General features: G+C 62.4%; 13 protein-coding genes and 4 tRNA genes. 13 read left to right on the top strand and 4 right to left on the bottom strand.

Annotation, left to right across the window (positions count from 1 at the left end; translation table 11 throughout):
• Positions 1-75: 75 nt before the first annotated feature.
• The 4 genes from V6657_RS10320 to V6657_RS10305 all read left to right on the top strand — a co-directional run bounded on the left by V6657_RS10320 (position 76) and on the right by V6657_RS10305 (position 4,020).
• On the top strand, positions 76-1,044 hold the full coding sequence (locus V6657_RS10320; RefSeq protein ID WP_021194121.1) for an acetyl-CoA carboxylase carboxyltransferase subunit alpha: 969 nt from the start codon (positions 76-78) through the stop codon (positions 1,042-1,044).
• Positions 1,013-2,431 carry a tRNA lysidine(34) synthetase TilS gene (gene tilS / locus V6657_RS10315; protein ID WP_048934246.1) on the top strand — a complete coding sequence of 473 codons (1,419 nt, stop codon included), beginning with the start codon at positions 1,013-1,015 and terminating at the stop codon, positions 2,429-2,431. Before V6657_RS10320 ends, tilS begins: the two co-directional genes overlap by 32 nt.
• Before the next feature lie 106 nt (positions 2,432-2,537).
• Positions 2,538-3,788, top strand: a complete 1,251-nt coding sequence (locus tag V6657_RS10310; RefSeq protein WP_048934247.1) for an aspartate kinase — start codon at positions 2,538-2,540, stop codon at positions 3,786-3,788.
• 138 nt (positions 3,789-3,926) lie between these two features.
• Positions 3,927-4,020, top strand: a tRNA-Ser gene (locus V6657_RS10305).
• Between the two features lie 189 nt (positions 4,021-4,209).
• Here the strand turns inward: V6657_RS10305 and fabI are convergent.
• Positions 4,210-5,004 (bottom strand): enoyl-ACP reductase FabI, encoded by a 795-nt coding sequence (gene fabI / locus V6657_RS10300; protein ID WP_021194147.1) that lies wholly within the window; start codon positions 5,002-5,004, stop codon positions 4,210-4,212.
• A 316-nt stretch (positions 5,005-5,320) separates the two neighbouring features.
• Here fabI and V6657_RS10295 point away from each other — a divergent pair, with 316 nt between their 5' ends.
• The 5 genes from V6657_RS10295 to V6657_RS10275 all read left to right on the top strand — a co-directional run bounded on the left by V6657_RS10295 (position 5,321) and on the right by V6657_RS10275 (position 11,987).
• A complete protein-coding gene (locus V6657_RS10295) occupies positions 5,321-7,219 on the top strand; it encodes an extracellular solute-binding protein (protein ID WP_048934248.1) in 1,899 nt (632 codons plus the stop codon).
• A gap of 28 nt (positions 7,220-7,247) precedes the next feature.
• Entirely contained in the window at positions 7,248-8,300 is a 1,053-nt protein-coding gene (gene yejB / locus V6657_RS10290; protein ID WP_048934249.1) for a microcin C ABC transporter permease YejB, read from the top strand.
• A 15-nt stretch (positions 8,301-8,315) separates the two neighbouring features.
• Positions 8,316-9,446 carry an ABC transporter permease gene (locus V6657_RS10285; RefSeq protein WP_048934250.1) on the top strand — a complete coding sequence of 377 codons (1,131 nt, stop codon included), beginning with the start codon at positions 8,316-8,318 and terminating at the stop codon, positions 9,444-9,446.
• Entirely contained in the window at positions 9,443-11,098 is a 1,656-nt protein-coding gene (locus V6657_RS10280; protein WP_048934251.1) for an ABC transporter ATP-binding protein, read from the top strand. Before V6657_RS10285 ends, V6657_RS10280 begins: the two co-directional genes overlap by 4 nt.
• A 241-nt stretch (positions 11,099-11,339) precedes the next feature.
• Positions 11,340-11,987, top strand: a complete 648-nt coding sequence (locus tag V6657_RS10275) for a C40 family peptidase (protein ID WP_048934252.1) — start codon at positions 11,340-11,342, stop codon at positions 11,985-11,987.
• A gap of 70 nt (positions 11,988-12,057) precedes the next feature.
• Here V6657_RS10275 and V6657_RS10270 read toward each other — a convergent pair whose 3' ends face one another.
• Entirely contained in the window at positions 12,058-13,014 is a 957-nt protein-coding gene (locus V6657_RS10270) for a patatin-like phospholipase family protein (RefSeq protein ID WP_048934325.1), read from the bottom strand.
• Between the two features lie 206 nt (positions 13,015-13,220).
• Here V6657_RS10270 and gltX point away from each other — a divergent pair, with 206 nt between their 5' ends.
• The 4 genes from gltX to V6657_RS10250 all read left to right on the top strand — a co-directional run bounded on the left by gltX (position 13,221) and on the right by V6657_RS10250 (position 15,179).
• Positions 13,221-14,618: a glutamate--tRNA ligase gene (gltX, locus tag V6657_RS10265; RefSeq protein WP_048934253.1), complete on the top strand. Its 1,398-nt coding sequence runs from the start codon at positions 13,221-13,223 to the stop codon at positions 14,616-14,618.
• Between the two features lie 150 nt (positions 14,619-14,768).
• Positions 14,769-14,844: transfer RNA gene (locus tag V6657_RS10260), tRNA-Ala, on the top strand.
• 118 nt (positions 14,845-14,962) lie between these two features.
• Positions 14,963-15,038 (top strand) — tRNA-Glu (locus tag V6657_RS10255).
• A 64-nt stretch (positions 15,039-15,102) separates the two neighbouring features.
• Positions 15,103-15,179 (top strand) — tRNA-Asp (locus tag V6657_RS10250).
• A 117-nt stretch (positions 15,180-15,296) separates the two neighbouring features.
• Here the strand turns inward: V6657_RS10250 and V6657_RS10245 are convergent.
• Together V6657_RS10245 and V6657_RS10240 are read right to left on the bottom strand one after the other, a co-directional pair.
• Positions 15,297-16,643 (bottom strand): MATE family efflux transporter, encoded by a 1,347-nt coding sequence (locus V6657_RS10245; protein WP_048934254.1) that lies wholly within the window; start codon positions 16,641-16,643, stop codon positions 15,297-15,299.
• 17 nt (positions 16,644-16,660) lie between these two features.
• Positions 16,661-18,451, bottom strand: a complete 1,791-nt coding sequence (locus V6657_RS10240; protein ID WP_048934255.1) for a glycosyltransferase family 39 protein — start codon at positions 18,449-18,451, stop codon at positions 16,661-16,663.
• Between the last annotated feature and the right edge of the window lie 22 nt (positions 18,452-18,473).

The raw sequence follows: 18,473 nt of genomic DNA, 5'->3' as shown, positions 1-18,473 counted from the left end.
CGATGAAACGCGCAGCGTCGATCGGCGGTCAAAATCCGGTAGAATGCGCGCCTTCAAGAGCCTTTCAGAAGATCCATGAAAACAACCTTCCTGGAGTTCGAGCAGCCGATCGCAGAACTTGAATCGAAGATCGAAGAACTTCGATTCGTTCAAGACGATTCCGCTGTCGATATTTCTGAAGAAATCTCCCGCCTGGCCTCCAAGAGCCAGCAACTCACCAAAGATCTGTACGCCAACCTGACTCCTTGGCAGGTCGCACAGATCGCCCGGCACCCGCAGCGTCCGTACACGCTCGATTACGTCCGCGAAATCTTCACCGACTTCCACGAACTGCACGGCGACCGCACCTTCGCGGACGACCTGTCGATCGTGGGCGGTCTGGCACGTTTCAACGGCCAGCCTTGCATGGTGATCGGTCACCAGAAGGGCCGAGACACGAAGGAGCGCGCGCTGCGCAACTTCGGCATGTCCAAGCCTGAGGGTTACCGCAAGGCCAAGCGCCTGATGGAACTCGCCGACAAGTTCGGCCTGCCGATCTTCACCTTCGTCGATACGCCGGGCGCATTCCCGGGCATTGACGCTGAAGAGCGCGGCCAGTCGGAAGCCATCGGCCACAACCTGTTCGTCATGGCCGGCCTGAAGGTGCCCCTGATCGCCACCATCATCGGTGAAGGCGGTTCGGGCGGTGCGCTGGCCATCGCCATGGGCGATTCGGTGATCATGCTGCAGTTCGCCACGTATGCCGTGATCTCGCCGGAAGGCTGCGCGTCGATCCTGTGGAAGACTGCCGAGAAGGCGCCGGAAGCCGCTGAGGCGATGGGTCTGACGGCACACCGCCTGAAGGCGCTGGGCCTGATCGACAAGATCGTCAACGAGCCGCTGGGTGGTGCGCATCGCGATCCGAAGGGCATGGCCTCGATGCTCAAGCGTGCACTGGCCGAATCGCTGCGCCAGTTCCAGGGCATGAAGACGTCGGAGTTGCAGGCGCGCCGTCACGAGCGCCTGATGGCCTATGGCAAGTTCAAGGAAATCGAAGCGCGCTGATTCGTCTGCCCCGCTGGTCGACAAGGTCGCACAACGCATTGCCGCGTGTGCGGCCTTTGTTGTTTCTGGCGAGGGCGGAGTGCCGACCGTGGCGGTGGCCCTGTCAGGCGGGCGTGACTCCGCAGCGCTGCTGCACGCGTGCGCCGCGTGGCGCGATGCCGGCGTGCGTGTGCGCCTCGTCGCCTTGCATATTCACCATGGCCTGCAAGCGGATGCCGATGCGTGGGAGTCCGCCTGTGCTCGCATGGCCCAAGCCGCGGGCGTTGAATTCCATGCGCGCCGTGTGAGTGTTGCCGCCGAAGCGGGGCGGGGCGTGGAAGAGGCGGCGCGCGAGGCCCGCTATATCGCATTGGCCGACCTGTGTGTGCAGACCGGTGCGACGATTCTGCTCACTGCACATCACCAGGACGATCAGGCCGAGACTGTCTTGCTGCAACTGATGCGTGGCGCAGGTCTCGAAGGCCTTTCAGCCATGCCGGTGAGCCGCGCTGGCGGTGTGACGTTGCTGCGTCCATGGCTGGATGTGCAACGCGCTGATATCGAGCAATACGCACAAGCCAACGCGCTCGAATGGGTCGACGATCCTTCCAACGAAGATGCGCGGTACGCACGCAACGCGTTGCGGCCATTGCTGGCCGGCATGGCGGGGCATTTTCCGGCCTATCGTGAAGCGCTTGCGCGCAGTGCGGCACATCTGGCGGATGCTGCGGCGTTGATCAACGAGATTGCGCAGGCGGATCTGGTGCAGATCGCTTCGACGGGTGAACTCGATGTGGTGGCATTGGCTGCGCTATCTGCGCCGCGCCAGCGCGCGGTGCTCCGTGCATGGCTGGCCCAAGCGGGTATGCGTGCGCTGTCCACGGGCCGCCTCGAGGATCTGCGCACGCAATTGATTGACGCGCGCGACGACGGCGCACTGTGCATTGCGTTGCCGGTGGGGCAGGTCAGGCGCTATCGCGGGGCTGCATGGATTGAGTCCGTTGTTGGTGGTGGGGCCATGCCAGCGCTTGTTGCAATTGGTGCTGGGCAGTTCGATCCAATGCGGCGGACCGATCAACGCGTAAATGTTGCGGAGTGGGGTGGGGCGCTGGTGTTTTCACCCGTGGCAGCAGACGGCGTTGCGGCGCAAACCTTGCAAGCGCCACTGTCCCTGGCCCCTCGCAGTGGTGGCGAGCGCATTGTGCTGCGCCCTGGCGGGCCGTCGCGCGCGCTCAAGCAGGCCTATCAAGAAGCTGGTATTCCCGCCTGGGAGCGCCAGCGTTTGCCGTTGCTCTACGCGGGCGATGCGTTGGTGTTTGCCGCTGGCCTAGGCATGGACCGGACGGTTGCGGCCTGCGGCCCCGGCTGGCGGATCGCCTGGCTTGCGACCGCCAAGGGTGCGTCCTGACACACATCTTCACCGGGCTTCACCGGCCAATTTCTTGCCGATCGATGCAAATTGCTGTATTTTCAAAAGCTTTTGCACCGTTCCGCCTCCTCTCGATCTTTCCAAGATGGCTCTCATCGTTCACAAGTACGGTGGCACCTCGATGGGTTCAGTTGAACGCATCAAGAATGTCGCCAAGCGCGTTGCCAAGTGGCATCGTGCCGGTCACCAGATCGTGGTCGTTCCATCGGCCATGTCCGGCGAAACCAACCGCCTGCTGGGTATGGCCAAAGAGATTTCGGCCCAACCTGACCCGCGTGAACTCGACATGATTGCCTCGACTGGCGAGCAGGTGAGCGTGGGCCTGTTGGCCATCGCGCTGCATGCCGAAGGCATCGACGCCCGCAGCTACACCGGCTGGCAAGTGCCGGTGAAGACCGATTCCGCCTACACCAAGGCACGCATCCAGTCGATCGATGACGAGCGCGTGCGCGCCGATCTCGACGCTGGCCGCGTGGTCGTCATTACGGGCTTCCAGGGCATCGACGGCGAAGGCCATATCACGACGCTGGGCCGTGGTGGCTCGGATACGTCGGCCGTGGCGGTTGCCGCCGCGCTCGAAGCCGACGAGTGCCTGATCTACACCGATGTCGACGGCGTGTACACGACCGACCCGCGCGTGGTGGACGACGCCCGCCGCCTGGACAAGATCACCTTCGAAGAGATGCTGGAAATGGCCAGCCTCGGCTCGAAGGTGCTGCAGATTCGCTCGGTGGAGTTTGCCGGCAAGTACCGCGTGAAGACCCGCGTGCTGTCGTCGCTGACCGACCCGCTGATGCCGCTCGACGTCGAGATGAACTCGGGCACGCTGATTACTTTTGAGGAAGATTCGAACATGGAAGCCGCCGCCATTTCCGGCATCGCCTTTGCCCGCGACGAAGCCAAGATCACCGTGATCGGTGTGCCGGACAAGCCCGGCATCGCGTATCAGATCCTGGGTCCGGTCGCCGACGCCAACATCGACGTCGACATGATCATCCAGAACCAGTCGGTGGAAGGTAAGACGGACTTCACCTTCACCGTGCCGCGCGGCGAATACCAGCGCGCCCTGGCGATCCTGAACGACAGCGTGAAGGGCCATATCGGCGCCGCCAGCGTGTCGGGCGACCCGAAGGTGTCGAAGGTGTCGGTGGTGGGTGTGGGCATGCGCTCGCACGTGGGCATCGCCAGCAAGATGTTCCGCACGCTGTCGGAAGAGGGCATCAACATCCAGATGATCTCCACCTCGGAAATCAAGATCTCGGTGCTGATCGACGAGAAGTACATGGAGCTGGCCGTGCGCGCGCTCCACAAGGTGTTCGAGCTGGACCAGGCGTAATCGGCTGGGCCAGTACCGGGTGGCGACCTGAAGCCACAGATTCTCACCGCGTGTCATGCGGTTGTCGTTGACCGGGTGGGGTGAAGTGGCTAGAATACGCGCTTCGTTGCACGGGCTCCTTCGTGTGACGCAAGTTTGGGAGACGTGGCCGAGAGGTCGAAGGCACTCCCCTGCTAAGGGAGCATCCGGGCCAAAACCTGGATCGAGGGTTCGAATCCCTCCGTCTCCGCCAGTTTGGCGCTTCTCGCGGGAAGCGCACACAACAGGCGGATGCGAGTCGAGATGACGTGACGGCTCGCATTGCACTGCACGTCAAAAAGCCCGCATGGTTTGCGCCATGCGGGCTTTTTCTTTGTCTGCTGCCTTGATGGACTACACATGCGTGCGCCACCCGAAGATGGCGCACACACGCATCGGTGCATCAGCCTTGGCCGACGCTCTCCGGCACACCCGCGGTTACGTTGAAGCCGCAGTCGACATAGGTGATCTCGCCGGTCACGCCGCTGGCGAGGTCCGACAGCAGGAACGCAGCCACGTTGCCGACTTCTTCGATGGTGACGTTACGGCGCAGCGGGGCCACGTCTTCCATGTACTTCAGCAGCTTGCCGAAATCCTTGATGCCCGAGGCGGCCAGCGTCTTGATGGGGCCGGCCGAGATGCCGTTGGCACGAATGCCCTTCGGACCCAGCGCGCCGGCCAGGTAACGCACGCCGGCTTCCAGCGAGGCCTTGGCCAGCCCCATCGTGTTGTAGTTCGGGACGATGCGCTCAGCGCCCAGGTAGGTCAGGGCGAGCAGCGAGGCGTTGGGCGACAGCATCGGCAGCGCAGCCTTGGCCAGTGCCGGGAAGCTGTATGCCGAGATGTCGTGCGCGATGCGGAACGACTCGCGCGACAGGCCATCGATGAAGTTGCCGGCAATCGCTTCGCGCGGCGCAAAGCCGATCGAGTGCACCAAGCCGTCGAAGTGGCCCCAGTGTTGGCCGAGGTCTTCGAACACCTTGGCGATCTGCTCATCGCTGCCGACGTCGCAGTCGAACACCAGCTTGCTGTCGAACTCGTTGGCGAATTCGGTAATGCGGTCCTTGAAGCGTTCACCGACGTAGGTGAAGGCCAGTTCAGCGCCTTCGCGCTTGCAGGCGTTGGCGATGCCGTAGGCGATCGAGCGGTTGGACAGAAGGCCGGTAATCAGAATGCGCTTGCCAGCGAGGAATCCCATGGTTTCTCCGTACAAATGTGGGGCAACGTCGCCCCCGTATGTCACTGCGGTCACTCAGCAGCGGTATCCGGGGCACGAGGCAATTAGGGTCGGCGCGATCATACCGGAAAGCGCTGGGCGCCTGCGCTTTTGGGTGCCGCTGCATGTGCTGCATTCGTTGCCGGGTCAGCCTTGTCAATGCGGGACGATCCTTGGGCCAGAATTGACGGGAAAGCGCAAAGAGGGCGTTAGAATTGTCTGAAACAGGTTTTCATACAGTGATCGATCTGGATCAGCGCATGCAGGGACAACGGGGGCTAGGGGCGCAATGAGCGCAATGGGCGTACTTGCAGCGATACATCAGCCGAACTGGCGACGACATCGACAACGCCTCGCAGCACTGGCCTGCCTGGTGGCGACCTTCTGCGTGGCACCGGCCTGGGCGGCGCATGGTTATGCGGAATACGGCGATCTCAAATATCCCGCCGGTTTCCCGAACTTCGGCTATCTCAATCCGAAGGCGCCCATTGGCGGCATGCTGCTGCTGGGCAACCCCGACCGGCGCACGAGCTTCGACAAGTTCAATCCGTTTACGATCAAGGGCACGTCTGCGCCGGGGCTGACGCAGCTCGTCTTCGAGACGCTGCTCATCACAAGTTGGGACGAGACTGCCAGCGGCTACGGCCTGCTGGCTGACGACGTGACGGTCGCACCGGACGAACTCTCGGTCACGTTCCACATCAATCCGCGCGCACGTTTTTCCAATGGCGATCCGGTGCGTGCGTCTGATGTGAAGTACTCCTACGACATGCTGATGGGCAAGGGCGCCAGCCCTGCTTATCGCAGCATGACCGCCGATGTGTCCAAGGTGACGGTGGTGGATGCCGCCACCATCCGCTACGACTTCAAGCGCCGCAACAAGGAGTTGCCGCTGATCGTTGGCGGCCTGCCGGTGTTCTCGCCCAAGTGGGGCAAGGGCAGCGGCAAGCCGGACGATCTGGATGGGGGCAAGGACGTGACGTTCGACAAGCTCACGTTTCAAGACCCGATTGCTAGCGGTCCCTATGTCATCGAACGCTTTGACCCGTCGCGCGGCATCACCTTTCGCCGCAACCCGGATTACTGGGGCCGCGATTTGAATGTCCGGCGTGGCTCGTTCAACTTCGCGCGCATCCAGTACAAGCTCTACAAAGACCAGGCCGCACGCCTGGAGGCATTCAAGGCCGGCGAGTACGACGCGATGGTCGAGTACCTCGCCAAGAACTGGGCCAAGAGTTACGTGGGCGTGAAGTTCCGCAGCGGCGAACTCATCAAGAGTGAATTCCCACACCGCAATGGCGCGGGCATGCAAGGCTTTCTGATGAACCTGCGCCGGCCGCTGTTCCAGGACGTGCGGGTGCGCAAGGCGCTCACGTTGGCGCTGGATTTCGAGTGGCTCAACCGCCAACTCTTCTATGGCGCGTATCGCCGGCTCGACAGCTATTTCACCAACAGTGAGCTGGCCGCCTCCGATTCGCTGACCGGCATGCCGAGCAAGGGCGAGCTGACACTGCTGGAGCCCTTGCGCAATCAGCTCGATCCGGACGTGTTCGGCATCCTGCCCGCGCCGCCCTCGACGGACCCGCCCAGTTCGTTGCGTGACAACCTCCGCCAGGCGCGCCGCCTGCTCGCCCAGGCAGGCTGGACGTACTCCGATGGCGCACTACGCAACACCCGTGGCGAGCCCTTCGTCTTTGAGATGCTGGATGACGGTGGGGCAATGAGCCGTGTCATGGCGGCGTATGTGCGCAACCTGGAGAAGCTCGGCATCCAGGTCAACCAGCGCATGACCGATTTCACGCTGTACCAGAAGCGGCTCGAAGAGTTCGACTTCGACATGATCTCGCTGCGGTTTCCCGATTCGCAGAGCCCCGGCAATGAGCTGAAGGACCGCTTCGGTTCGGCGGCGGCGGACGAGCAGGGCTCAGACAACGTGATCGGTCTGAAGTCGCCCGCGGTGGATGCGTTGATCGACAACGTGCTGCGTGCCAACAACCGCGATGAGCTGGTCACCGCCTCGCGCGCGCTCGATCGTGTGCTGATGCACGGCTACTACGTGATTCCGCATTGGTACTCAGCCGTGCACCGCGTCGCTTACAACAAGAACCTGATGTATCCGGATCGCCTGCCGTACTACTACTCGGCCGAGGCCTGGGTGCTGACGGCCTGGTGGCGCCAGCCGGAGTCTGCCAAATGAGCTGCCCAATGACCGCATCGGTGAGACCATGTTTGCCTACCTGATCAAACGGCTACTACTGCTGATTCCGACACTTATTGGTGTGGTCACGCTTACTTTTGCGGTGATCCAGTTTGTGCCTGGCGGCCCAGTCGAGCAGATGATGCTGGAGATGAAAGGGCGCAACGGCATTGGCGAGGCCAGCGGTGGCGGTGCCTTCGACTATCGCGGCCGCCGCGGTGTTGATTCCGAGAAGATCAAAGAGATCCGCGCGCTGTATGGCTTCGACAAAGGTCCAGTGGAGCGCTACTTCCTGATGCTTGGTCGGTTTGCTCGCTTCGACTTGGGTGAGAGCTACTTCCAGCACCGCAGCGTGTGGGAACTCATCAAGTCCAAGTTGCCGGTGTCGATCTCGATTGGATTGTGGACGTTCTTTCTCACGTATCTCATAGCGGTGCCGCTTGGTATCGCCAAGGCGGTGCGGGCGGGCAGTCGGTTCGATTTAGTGACGAGCATCATCGTGCTGGTCGGTTATGCCATCCCAGGCTTCGTGCTGGGCGTGCTGTTGCTGGTGCTGTTTGGCGGCGGCACATTCTTCCAGTGGTTCCCCATCCGCGGCATCACGTCTGACAACTGGAGCCAACTCAGCCTGCTCGGTAAGGTGACGGATTACCTCTGGCACATCGCACTGCCTGTGACGGCATCTGTGGTGGGCAGCTTTGCCGTCATCACGATGCTGACGAAGAACGCGTTTCTGGAGGAGATTCGCAAGCAATACGTGCTGACTGCGCGCAGCAAGGGCTTGTCGGAGCGGCGCGTGCTGTGGAAGCACATCTTCCGCAATGCGTTGCTGCCGTTGGTGACCGGCTTTCCGGCAGCCTTCATCGGTGCGTTCTTCACGGGTTCGCTGCTGATCGAACAACTGTTCTCGCTCGACGGCATGGGGTTGCTGTCGTACGAGGCGGTGATGCGGCGCGATTACCCGGTTGTGCTCGGCACGCTGTACCTGTTCACGTTGATTGGCCTAGCTGCAAAGTTGATCTCCGACGTGTGCTATGTGTTGGTCGATCCGCGTATTCACTTCGGCTCGGTCGGGCGATAGGCGGGGCAGGCGATCATGACTCAGTACTCGCGCACATCCGCCCATCCGGCCAACACGGCTGCGCTGCACGCGCATGCCGTTCGCCATTCGCCGTCACCGCTCAAGCGCGCTTGGCGACGCTTCAAACAACACCGGTTAGGTTACTGGAGCCTGATTCTGTTCGTGGTGCTGTTCGTGCTCAGCATGGGCGGCGAGCTCATCTCGAACGATCGGCCGCTGGTGGTGAAGTATCACGGCACCTGGTATTTCCCCATCGTGAAGACTTACCCGGAGACCACCTTCGGCGGCGACTTCCCGACCCCCACGGACTACCTCGATCCGTATATCCGCGACAAGTTCAAGGAGCCGGGCAGCTTTGCGATCTACCCGCCGAATCCGTATTCGTACGAGACGCTGAACTACTTCTCGAAAGAGCCCAACCCGGCGCCGCCGTCGGCCGAGAACTGGCTCGGTACCGACGATCGCGGCCGTGATGTGTTCGCGCGGCTGCTGTACGGTTTCCGGGTGTCGGTGCTGTTCGGGCTAGCGCTCACGCTGATCGGTGTGGTTGTCGGCACGCTCACCGGCGCGCTGATGGGCTTCTTTGGCGGGCGCTTTGATCTTTGGGCGCAGCGGCTGATCGAAGTTTGGAGCTCCATGCCGGAGCTGTACCTGCTGATCATCTTTGCGTCGATCTTCACCCCCAGTCTCGGGCTACTGATCATCCTGCTGTCGCTGTTCGGCTGGATCAGCCTGTCTGACTACGTGCGTGCCGAGTTCTATCGCAACCGCTCGCTCGACTACGTGAAGGCCGCGCGGACGATGGGGCTGTCCAGTTGGCAGATCATGTGGCGCCACATCATGCCCAACAGCCTGACGCCGGTGATCACCTTCCTGCCGTTCCGTATGAGCGCAGCCATCCTGGCGCTGACCAGTCTCGATTTTCTCGGCCTGGGCGTGCCCCCGTCCACGCCCAGCCTCGGCGAGTTGCTGGCACAGGGCAAGGCCAATCTCGATGCGTGGTGGATCTCGCTGTCGACCTTCGTGGTGCTTGTGTTGACCCTCGTGTTGCTGACCTTCATGGGCGATGCGCTGCGCGACGCCTTCGACACGCGCCTGTCGTTCGCGCAACTGCGCGCGCGCCAGAAACCGACGGTGGTGAAATGACCCGCGTCGATCTGCGCTCCTCCACCCCCAAGTACGACGGCCCGCTGCTGCGGCTGGACGACCTGTGCGTGCGCTTCGAGTCCGAACACGGTGAGGCAACCGAGGCTGTCAAGAATGTCTCCCTGGATCTGCGTGCCGGCGAGCGCTTTGCGCTGGTAGGGGAGTCGGGCTCGGGCAAGTCGGTCACGGCGCTGTCGATCATGCGTTTGCTGGCGGACGCGCACTACAGCGGCCGCATCCTGCTGGAAGGCCGCGACCTGCTGGCCGCCAGCGAGCGCGAGATGCGCGGCCTGCGTGGCGCCGACGTGGCCATGGTGTTCCAGGAACCGATGACGGCGCTCAACCCGCTGTACAGCATCGGCAACCAGATTGTCGAGACGCTGGAGCTGCATGAAGGACTGGACAAGCGTGCCGCCAAGGCGCGCGCGATCGCGTTGCTGGAGCGCACCGGCATCGCCGAGGCACCACGCCGCTTCGATGCCTTCCCGCACCAGCTCTCAGGTGGTCAGCGCCAGCGCGCGATGATCGCCATGGCGCTGGCGTGCTCGCCCAAACTGCTGCTGGCGGATGAGCCGACCACTGCGCTGGATGTGACTGTGCGCATGCAGATCCTGCAGTTGCTGCGCGAGCTGCAAGGCGAATTCGGTATGGCCATCATGCTGATCACGCACGACCTGAACATGGTGCGCGCCTTTGCCGAGCGGGTTGGTGTGATGGAGCGGGGCGTGCTGGTTGAGTCCGGTGACACCGCAACCGTATTCGCGGCCCCGCAACACCCATACACCGTACGCCTGTTGGAAAGCCGCCCGCAGCGCGACGTGCTGCCGCTGGTGCCACTCGCGCCCGTGCTGCTCGAGGCAGACAAGCTGACCGTCACCTACGAGCGCCATCGCCCGGGGGTTGCCGGCTGGTTCCGCAGCGATCCGTTCACCGCGGTCGATGCCGTCTCGCTGCAATTGCGCGAAGGCGAGACGCTGGGCATCGTTGGTGAATCGGGCTCAGGCAAGACCACGCTTGCGCAGACGCTGCTCGGGCTGCAGACGCCCAAGGACGGTGATCTGCGCTTTCTCGGCAACTCGCTGCTGCATATCTCGCGCGATGAGCGCCGCGCGGTGCGTGCGCGCATGCAGGTGGTGTTTCAAGATCCCTACGGCTCACTCTCACCCCGCATGACGATCGAAGAGATCGTCGGCGAGGGCCTGGCGCTGCATCAGCCGCACGTGAATCCGACCGAGCGCCGGCATCGCGTGATCGAAGCGCTGCGCGAAGTGGGGCTGGATCGCACCGCGTTGGGGCGTTATCCGCACGAGTTCTCCGGCGGACAGCGTCAACGCATTGCCATTGCGCGCGTGCTCATCCTCAAACCGCAGGTGCTGGTGCTCGATGAGCCGACCTCGGCACTTGATGTGTCGATCCAGCAGCAGGTACTGTCGCTGCTGGGTGCCCTTCAGAAAAAGTACAACCTGTCGTATCTATTCATCAGCCATGATCTCGCCGTCATCCGTGCCATGTCGCATCGCGTAGTCGTGATGAAGGACGGAAAAGTGGTGGAAGAGGGCGATACGGAAGCCGTGTTGGCATCACCTTCCCACCCCTACACCTGCAAGCTGATGGCCGCCGCGTCGCTCGTCCCGTCGAGGGATAACCCGTAAAAACGGCCAGGATTGCCCCAGAAAAGTGCAGTTTTGAAAGGTCTGCATTGTAAGGGTGCGCTTCTAAAGTCATGTCTAAGTGCCTGATTCGCATATGAATTCAGGCAAATTTGTAACGACCTTTGACAAGTCAAAGTGTGACTTTTATCATCCTGCGAGATTGTTTTGAGCAGGATTCGGACGCGTCTCATTTGCATTCACGCATAAAGAGCCGATCATTCCGACTTTCCCAGGAGAACCGATGCAGCACTTCGTACTTCATTCCATGGCGCGCCTGGCGGTAGGGGTTGTGATCGGCTGCGGCGTGATCGTGTCGAATGCAGTGCAGGCTGATACGGTCTTCAAGGACACGGAAGTTCGCGCTGACGTGAAGCCGGAAGCCAAGCCTGGTCTTATCTCCAACGTCATGACCAAAACCGGCGACGTCGTCATGAACGCGCTGGGCATGATTGGTCTGCGCTACCGTTTCGGCGGCAACACGCCGGAATCGGGCCTCGACTGCAGCGGCTTTGTCCGTTACGTCTTCAACGACACCTTCGGTTTCCTGCTGCCGCGCCGCGCTGTTGAAATGAGCCGCGTTGGCACCAGCGTCGACATGGCCGAACTGCGCCCCGGCGATCTGGTGTTCTTCAACACCATGCGCCACACGTTCTCGCACGTTGGCATCTACATCGGCGACAACAAGTTCGTGCACGCACCGTCCACTGGCAGCAAGATCCGCGTGGATGACATGACTGCCTCGTACTGGGTGACGCGCTACAACGGTGCGCGCCGTATCGAGAACAGCGCCGGCACCCCGATCAAGGAAGGCGCCGACAACTTTGTCGAGCAGCTCAAGCGTGTGGACCCGAACGCCGCTGGCAAGCCGCTGGCACTGTACGGCGGTTGATTCGCCCGCACCTAAACAAAAAGACCGCCACGGCGGTCTTTTTTGTTGCCCAGCGATATTGTTGTGGGGGTCAGTGCGCCGGCAGCGGAGTGGCCACCGCAGTCTGCGGCAGGCGCAGCTTCTCACGCAGCAACGGCATGGCGGCCTGTGCGGCTTGCTCGCCAGCGAGGATGGCCTCGTTGCGTGCGGTAAAGTCGCTGCCCTTCACAAACGGCAAGGATGGCGTGATCACCACGTCGGCTTGCGCCAATTCCGTCTTGTTGATGCTCTGGCCCATGATGGCCGTCGTCTGCAGCAGCATGCTGGCCTGACCCGAGACCGCCTGGTTGGATGGGTCTGCGGAGATGTTCACGGCAATCACGAACGTCGCGCCCATCTGCTTGACGTAAGAGACCGGCACTGGCGCCACCAGCCCGCCATCCACATATTGGCGGCCGCCGATCGTCACCGGTTGGAACACGCCGGGGATACTGCACGACGCGCGTACTGCCTGACCGGTATTGCCCCGGCGGAACAGGATCGGCTTGCCGCTGGCCAGATCCGTGGCGACGATGCCCAGCGGAGTGCGCATCTGCTCGATGGTCTTCTGCTTGACGAGGCGGTTGATGTATTTTTCCAGCGCCTCGCCCTTGAGCCACCCGCCGAAGCGCGTGCCAAACGGCAGTGCCCAATCCGCAATCATGGCCTCGTCCATCTTGAGCGCCATTCGGTTCATCTCCAGGCCAGACATACCCGACGCGTAGATGGCCGCCACCACGCTACCCGCGCTCGTGCCGGTGATGAAGTCGATCTGAATGCCTTGCGCCTCCAGCATCTTGATGACGCCGATGTGCGCGAAACCGCGCGCGGCGCCACCGCCCAGCGCCAGCCCGATGCGTACGGGCTGGGTGGCCGGTTGGCCCGAGGGCGGAAGGACTGCTGTGGGCGGTGTGACAGGCGTTTCAGTCTTCCCGGACGAGAAGCCCGTCACGGTACAGGCAGAGAGCACGGAGGCGCCGGCGGCACCCAGGAATAGGCGGCGTTGCATGAGAAAGTTGGGGGCGGTGTGATATGCCGCGCAGTCGCGCGTAGTCGGTTGCTGGCGCGCTGCGGCCGGCTGCCATTGTGCCAAAGTTCAGCGACAGGTCGACCAAGGTTGTGTGGCACGGTTGCTATAATTTTAGTTTTGATAGAGGCCGCTCGCGATCCGCGCTTTGGATCCAATCAGGCGGCCTTATTCGTTCAGCCATTCCTATGACCCAGCGCGTCCGCACTCGTTTCGCTCCCAGCCCCACCGGCTTCATCCACCTCGGCAACATTCGCTCGGCTCTTTATCCGTGGGCCTTCGCTCGCAAGATGAAAGGCGATTTCATCCTGCGTATCGAAGACACCGACGTCGAGCGCTCCAGCCAGGAAGCCGTCGACGTGATCCTGGAGGCGATGGACTGGCTGGACATGGACATCGACGAAGGCCCGTTCTATCAAATGCAGCGCATGGACCGTTACCGTGAGGTGATTGCCCAGATGGTCCAGCAGGAACTGGTCTACCCCTGCTATATGAGCACGGAAGAACTCGACGCGCTGCGCGACGCACAACGCGAGCGCGGCGAAAAGCCCCGCTACGACGGCACGTGGCGCCCCGAGCCGGGCAAGGTCCTGCCGACGCCGCCGGCCGGCGTGCAGCCCGTGATGCGTTTCAAGAACCCCATTGGCGGCAGCGTGGTGTGGGACGACGCCGTCAAGGGCCGCATCGAAATCTCTAACGATGAGCTGGACGACCTCGTCATCGCGCGCCCGGACGGCACGCCCACATACAACTTCTGCGTGGTCGTCGACGACATGGACATGCAGATCACCCACGTGATCCGCGGCGACGACCACGTCAACAATACGCCGCGCCAGATCAACATCCTGCGCGCGCTGGGTGGCACGCCGCCGGTCTATGCCCACCTGCCGACCGTGCTCAATGAGCAGGGCGAGAAGATGAGCAAGCGCCATGGCGCCATGAGCGTCACGGGCTATCGTGATGCCGGCTACCTGCCTGAAGCCATCGTCAACTACCTTGCCCGCCTGGGCTGGGCACATGGCGATGCCGAGATCTTCTCGCGCGAGCAGTTTGTCGAGTGGTTCGATCTGGAGCATCTAGGCAAGTCGCCCGCGCAATACAACCCCGAGAAGCTTGCTTGGCTGAACAACCACTACATCAAGCAGGCCGACAACGCGCGTCTGGCAGATCTGGTGAAGCCGTTCATTGAAGAACTGGGCGGCAAGGTTGATGGCGGCCCCGTCCTGGCGGACGTGATTGCGCTAGTGAAGGATCGGGCCAACACGCTGCGCGAAGTTGCGCAGACCGCGCTGCTGTTCTACCGCACCGATCTGACTATTGAGCCGGAGCTGGCAGCGCAGCATCTGACTGACGACGTGCGCCCAGGGATTGCCGCGCTGGTCGAGAAGCTGAGCGCGCTGCCGGAGTGGAAGCGTGAGGCCATCGGCGCAGCCTTCAAGGAAGTGCTGGCTGCGCAGGGCTGGAAGATGCCCAAGCTGGCCATGCCGGTGCGCTTGCTGGTGGCCGGTCAATTGCAGACGCCGTCGATCGATGCGGTGTTGGAACTGTTCGGCCGCGATGTCGTTCTGCGCCGTTTGGCGGCGTGACGGGTGCACCGCAAAAAAAATTGCGAAAGGGTATTGCCAAGCGCTAAACAGTTCCCCTATACTCTTGTTTTCGCTGCAACACGGAGCGAATTGCAGTAAGAAGCAAGCAGTAAAAGGTAGTAACCCAGGCAGTACCCAAAGCAGTGCATCGGGGCTATAGCTCAGCTGGGAGAGCGCTTGCATGGCATGCAAGAGGTCAGCGGTTCGATCCCGCTTAGCTCCACCAAAATGCCGGAAGATTCGATTCAAAAATAAATTTGAAAAGAAGCTTCCAAAACGCAAAGAAGTATGTTATGATAGCGGACTTCGCAGCGTAAGACAGAAAGCGTTGCAAAACAGTTTCTGTCCCCTTCGTCTAGAGGCCTAGGACATCACCCTTTCACGGTGAGTACAGGGGTTCGAATCCCCTAGGGGACGCCATAACAAGAGCTTAATCAGAAGCTCATTCGCAAAGCCAGTCTCTAGCTGGTTTTGCAACCGACACGGAGCGGTAGTTCAGTCGGTTAGAATACCGGCCTGTCACGCCGGGGGTCGCGGGTTCGAGTCCCGTCCGCTCCGCCAAATCAAAACCCGCTGCTTGCAGCGGGTTTTTTCTTTTCTACTTCCCATTCAATTGCGGCAATTGCCCTGACTCCGTGTTTTTAAAGCCGGGGGCAATCCGTCGTTTAACGCATGGCTTTAATCGGCAGTGCGGCTGACGCGATTGAAATAGCTAACCAACAGGGCGCCGGCTACCATCAAGCTCAAGCCATTGGCTGCCCAGAAGCCCGCTGCGCCACGCAGTACCGCGGCACCATCCCCCAGAAGCCCGAAGCCGAGCACATAGCCACCACCCAAGCCAACTCCCCACAATGAGAGCGCGTAGATGACGGTTGGGATGAGCGCGATCTTGTAGGCGCGCAGAATGAACGCGGCCATCACCTGTAGTGCATCGAACATCTGGTAGAACGCGATGAAGGGCAGCAGCGGCACTGCAATCGCCAGGACGGCCGCGTCATGCGTGTACAGGCTGGCCAGATCCCGTCGCAGGATAAGTACCGCGGCGCCAACAATCGCTGCACAGATCACTGCCAGCTTGATCCCGTTTAACGAGATGCGGCGAGCCGCCGCGCGATCGCGGGCGCCGATCGATTGTGCTGCCAGTGTGGAGGTCGCAATCGACAGCGACAGCGGCACCATATACGCCACTGCCCCGAGGTTGGCGGCAATCTGATGCCCGGCCAGTACCACCGTGCCCAGCCGCGCAATGAAGATCGCCATCAGTGTGAACGAGGTGATCTCGATCAGGTAGGTGAAGCCCATCGGCACGCCCAGGCGAATCAGCGCCCATAGCCGGGTGCGATTCGGCGGCGAGAACTGCGTGAAAATCTCGAACGGCTTGTAGGCCGGATTGCGCATCAAGATGGCTGCGCCGGCGGCAAACCACAGCCAGCTGATGATCATGGAGGCCAGCGCGCAGCCGGGGCCGCCCATTGCCGGAATGCCTATGCCGCCGTACAGGAATAGCGCGTTGAGCGGGAACTTGAGTACGAGGCCGCCGAGCTGCAGCACCGTCACCATCACCGGGCGAGACAGCGCGTTGTTCAGCGCCGAGTAGATCCGGAAGCCAAGCGCCGCAGGCAGTGCCAGCGCTTCGTAGCGCAGGTAGGCGGTCGCTTTTTCCGCCAGTTCAGGCGATGCGTTTGCCAGATGGAGCAGTGGGGCGGGAAACCAGAGCAGTAGCATGCCGATGGCCGCCAGCACCAGTCCAAGCCAGATGGCTTGGCGGACTTCTTCGCCGATCTCGCTGTGCTTTTGCGCGCCGTACAGTTGTCCTGCGACGGGCGAGAGCGCCTGAAGCACGCCCATCAGGCTGATGTAGACGGTGACGTAGATCGACCCACCGAGCCCGATCGCCGCCAGATCTGCTGCCGATGCACGCCCGGCCATCGCCGTGTCGAGTACACCGAAGGTGATGACGGCCAGTTGGCCAATCAGAACCGGCCAGGCAAGCGCGGCAATACGGCGGACATCAGTGGCGAACATTGGGCGCTGCAGTGGTGTTACTGGCGCAGTTTGCGCCGGCGCGTGGTGGATGGGGTTGGTGGCGGATGTGTCGCGGCGCCTGCTTCCGTCAGGCGGTACATGCGGAAGTGCTCATCGCGGTCGGCGGGGCGACGGCCTTCCCAGATCAGGTTCCACTCGTAGTTCGAGACGCGCGAAGGTGCGCCGTAGTCGTATGGGTCGTGGCGCAAGAGGATGTCGCAGTTGTCTTCCGGGCTGCCGAAGCGGATGTGGCCGAAGTAGGCGAACGACGCGAGCTGCGCATCGCCCATGCGAATCGGCTGCACGCATGTATAGGTGCGCGGCAGCGCCAGTGCGGCCGATTGCGCGACATCGCGATAGGTCTTGGCGTAGTTGATGGTGGGCAGCCACAGCGTCATCATCAACACCCACATCAGGGTGGTGCCGGCCGCAGAGATCACTACCGCGCGCCAGATGGCCTTGGGCGCGCGCGACGTGCGCCATATGACGATGAGCACCCACGCGGCCGTCACCAGCAACGCGCAAGCCAGCGCTGTCCAACTGAATTCCGGCCGATAGCCAGGCACGATGCGGTACACGTTGCGTGCGAGTTGCGGCGGAAAGCCCGTCATCTTGGCGATCCACAGCAGCCATACCGTGCCGCCCAGCACCGTGAAGGCCAGCAGCGCAAACCAATCGATTGCGCTGATGGCGCCCCGCTTGAGCGTGGGCAGGGCAAACGTGGCCATCACGGCCATCGGCGGGATCAGCAGCAGGAAGCCGTCGTCACTTGGTTGCTGCTGCAACAGAAGCAGCAGCAACTGGGGGGCGAGCATGGCCAGCGGCAGCACGATATGCGGCGCCTTGCGCATGCCGCCCCAGCTTTTCCAGGCCCACGCGGCCAATGGCCATACTGGCCAGGCGAACAGCGGCAGGTTGCGCGCAATGTAGCCAAGCGAATGCGCGGTTGGGCCAGCGTACTGGTGGCGGTCGAAGCGCGCCCACTCCCGAACGAAGGTGACGGCATCGTTCGGGTTGGTGGCCAGCAGGTAGGCCATGGCTGGCCACGAGCAGCCGAGCACTACTGACACTGGTAGCGCCACGGTTAGCAGCGGGCGCAGCGGCAGTACGCGTGTGGCCCGTGTGATGGCAAGCACGGCGACGGTGATGCCGAGCGGCAGGATCGGTCCGCCCGCAAGCGCCAGACACCCAACGCCGATGCCGTAGGTAAGACTGCCTTGGATGGGCTTGTCCAGCGCGCGGATCAACCCATACACCGCCACCGCGACGAAGCACAGTGAGCCCACTAGCGGCGTGGTTTCGTGGCCGCGCTGCGCCAAGCCCACGCAGGCGAGGAAGATCAGCAGGGCGCCGTCGGCCAGGGTGCGGCCGTAATCGCGTGAGTTCGGTTGTCCGCCGAAGACGAACTCGAACGGCTGGACTTCGGCGCGGCGGCCGAGCAGGTAAGCGCCGTACCAGATGCAGGCGCAGGTGACAAAGAAGAAGAGTGCAGTCGCCAGGCGCGACGCATCCGACGGGCCCAACCATTGGCCGAATACGCGGATGAACGCGCCGCCGATCCAGTACACGAGGGGGCCGGCCTGTGCGACCGGGCGGCCGACGATGTTCGGCATCAGCCAGTCTTGGCCGTTGCCCGTGGCCAGCGTCCACATGGCGCCGAAGCCAGCGGCGTCTTCGTTCTTCCACGGGTCGCGCGAGAACAGGCCCGACAGGCCGTAGATCACGCAGATAGCGAGCAGCAGCCAGCGCGGCAATTCACGGGTGGCGGCGGCAGTCAGGCGGATGCGCGAGACGCGTGTGGTGTTCATCGGGTGTCAGACCGGGCAAGCC

It is taken from the genome of Ralstonia sp. RRA, from assembly GCF_037023145.1.
Lineage (GTDB): Bacteria > Pseudomonadota > Gammaproteobacteria > Burkholderiales > Burkholderiaceae > Ralstonia.
This window is presented reverse-complemented; position numbering and strand designations above follow the sequence as displayed.

Bases quoted from the DNA above. Each gene is read 5' to 3' on its own strand.
- fabI (WP_021194147.1), bottom strand. From the start codon at position 5,004: ATGGGATTCCTCGCTGGCAAGCGCATTCTGATTACCGGCCTTCTGTCC.
- V6657_RS10285 (WP_048934250.1), top strand. From the start codon at position 8,316: ATGACTCAGTACTCGCGCACATCCGCCCATCCGGCCAACACGGCTGCG.
- V6657_RS10280 (WP_048934251.1), top strand. From the start codon at position 9,443: ATGACCCGCGTCGATCTGCGCTCCTCCACCCCCAAGTACGACGGCCCG.
- V6657_RS10320 (WP_021194121.1), top strand. From the start codon at position 76: ATGAAAACAACCTTCCTGGAGTTCGAGCAGCCGATCGCAGAACTTGAA.
- tilS (WP_048934246.1), top strand. From the start codon at position 1,013: ATGGCAAGTTCAAGGAAATCGAAGCGCGCTGATTCGTCTGCCCCGCTG.
- V6657_RS10245 (WP_048934254.1), bottom strand. From the start codon at position 16,643: ATGTTCGCCACTGATGTCCGCCGTATTGCCGCGCTTGCCTGGCCGGTT.
- V6657_RS10270 (WP_048934325.1), bottom strand. From the start codon at position 13,014: ATGCAACGCCGCCTATTCCTGGGTGCCGCCGGCGCCTCCGTGCTCTCT.
- yejB (WP_048934249.1), top strand. From the start codon at position 7,248: ATGTTTGCCTACCTGATCAAACGGCTACTACTGCTGATTCCGACACTT.
- V6657_RS10275 (WP_048934252.1), top strand. From the start codon at position 11,340: ATGCAGCACTTCGTACTTCATTCCATGGCGCGCCTGGCGGTAGGGGTT.
- V6657_RS10310 (WP_048934247.1), top strand. From the start codon at position 2,538: ATGGCTCTCATCGTTCACAAGTACGGTGGCACCTCGATGGGTTCAGTT.
- V6657_RS10240 (WP_048934255.1), bottom strand. From the start codon at position 18,451: ATGAACACCACACGCGTCTCGCGCATCCGCCTGACTGCCGCCGCCACC.
- V6657_RS10295 (WP_048934248.1), top strand. From the start codon at position 5,321: ATGGGCGTACTTGCAGCGATACATCAGCCGAACTGGCGACGACATCGA.
- gltX (WP_048934253.1), top strand. From the start codon at position 13,221: ATGACCCAGCGCGTCCGCACTCGTTTCGCTCCCAGCCCCACCGGCTTC.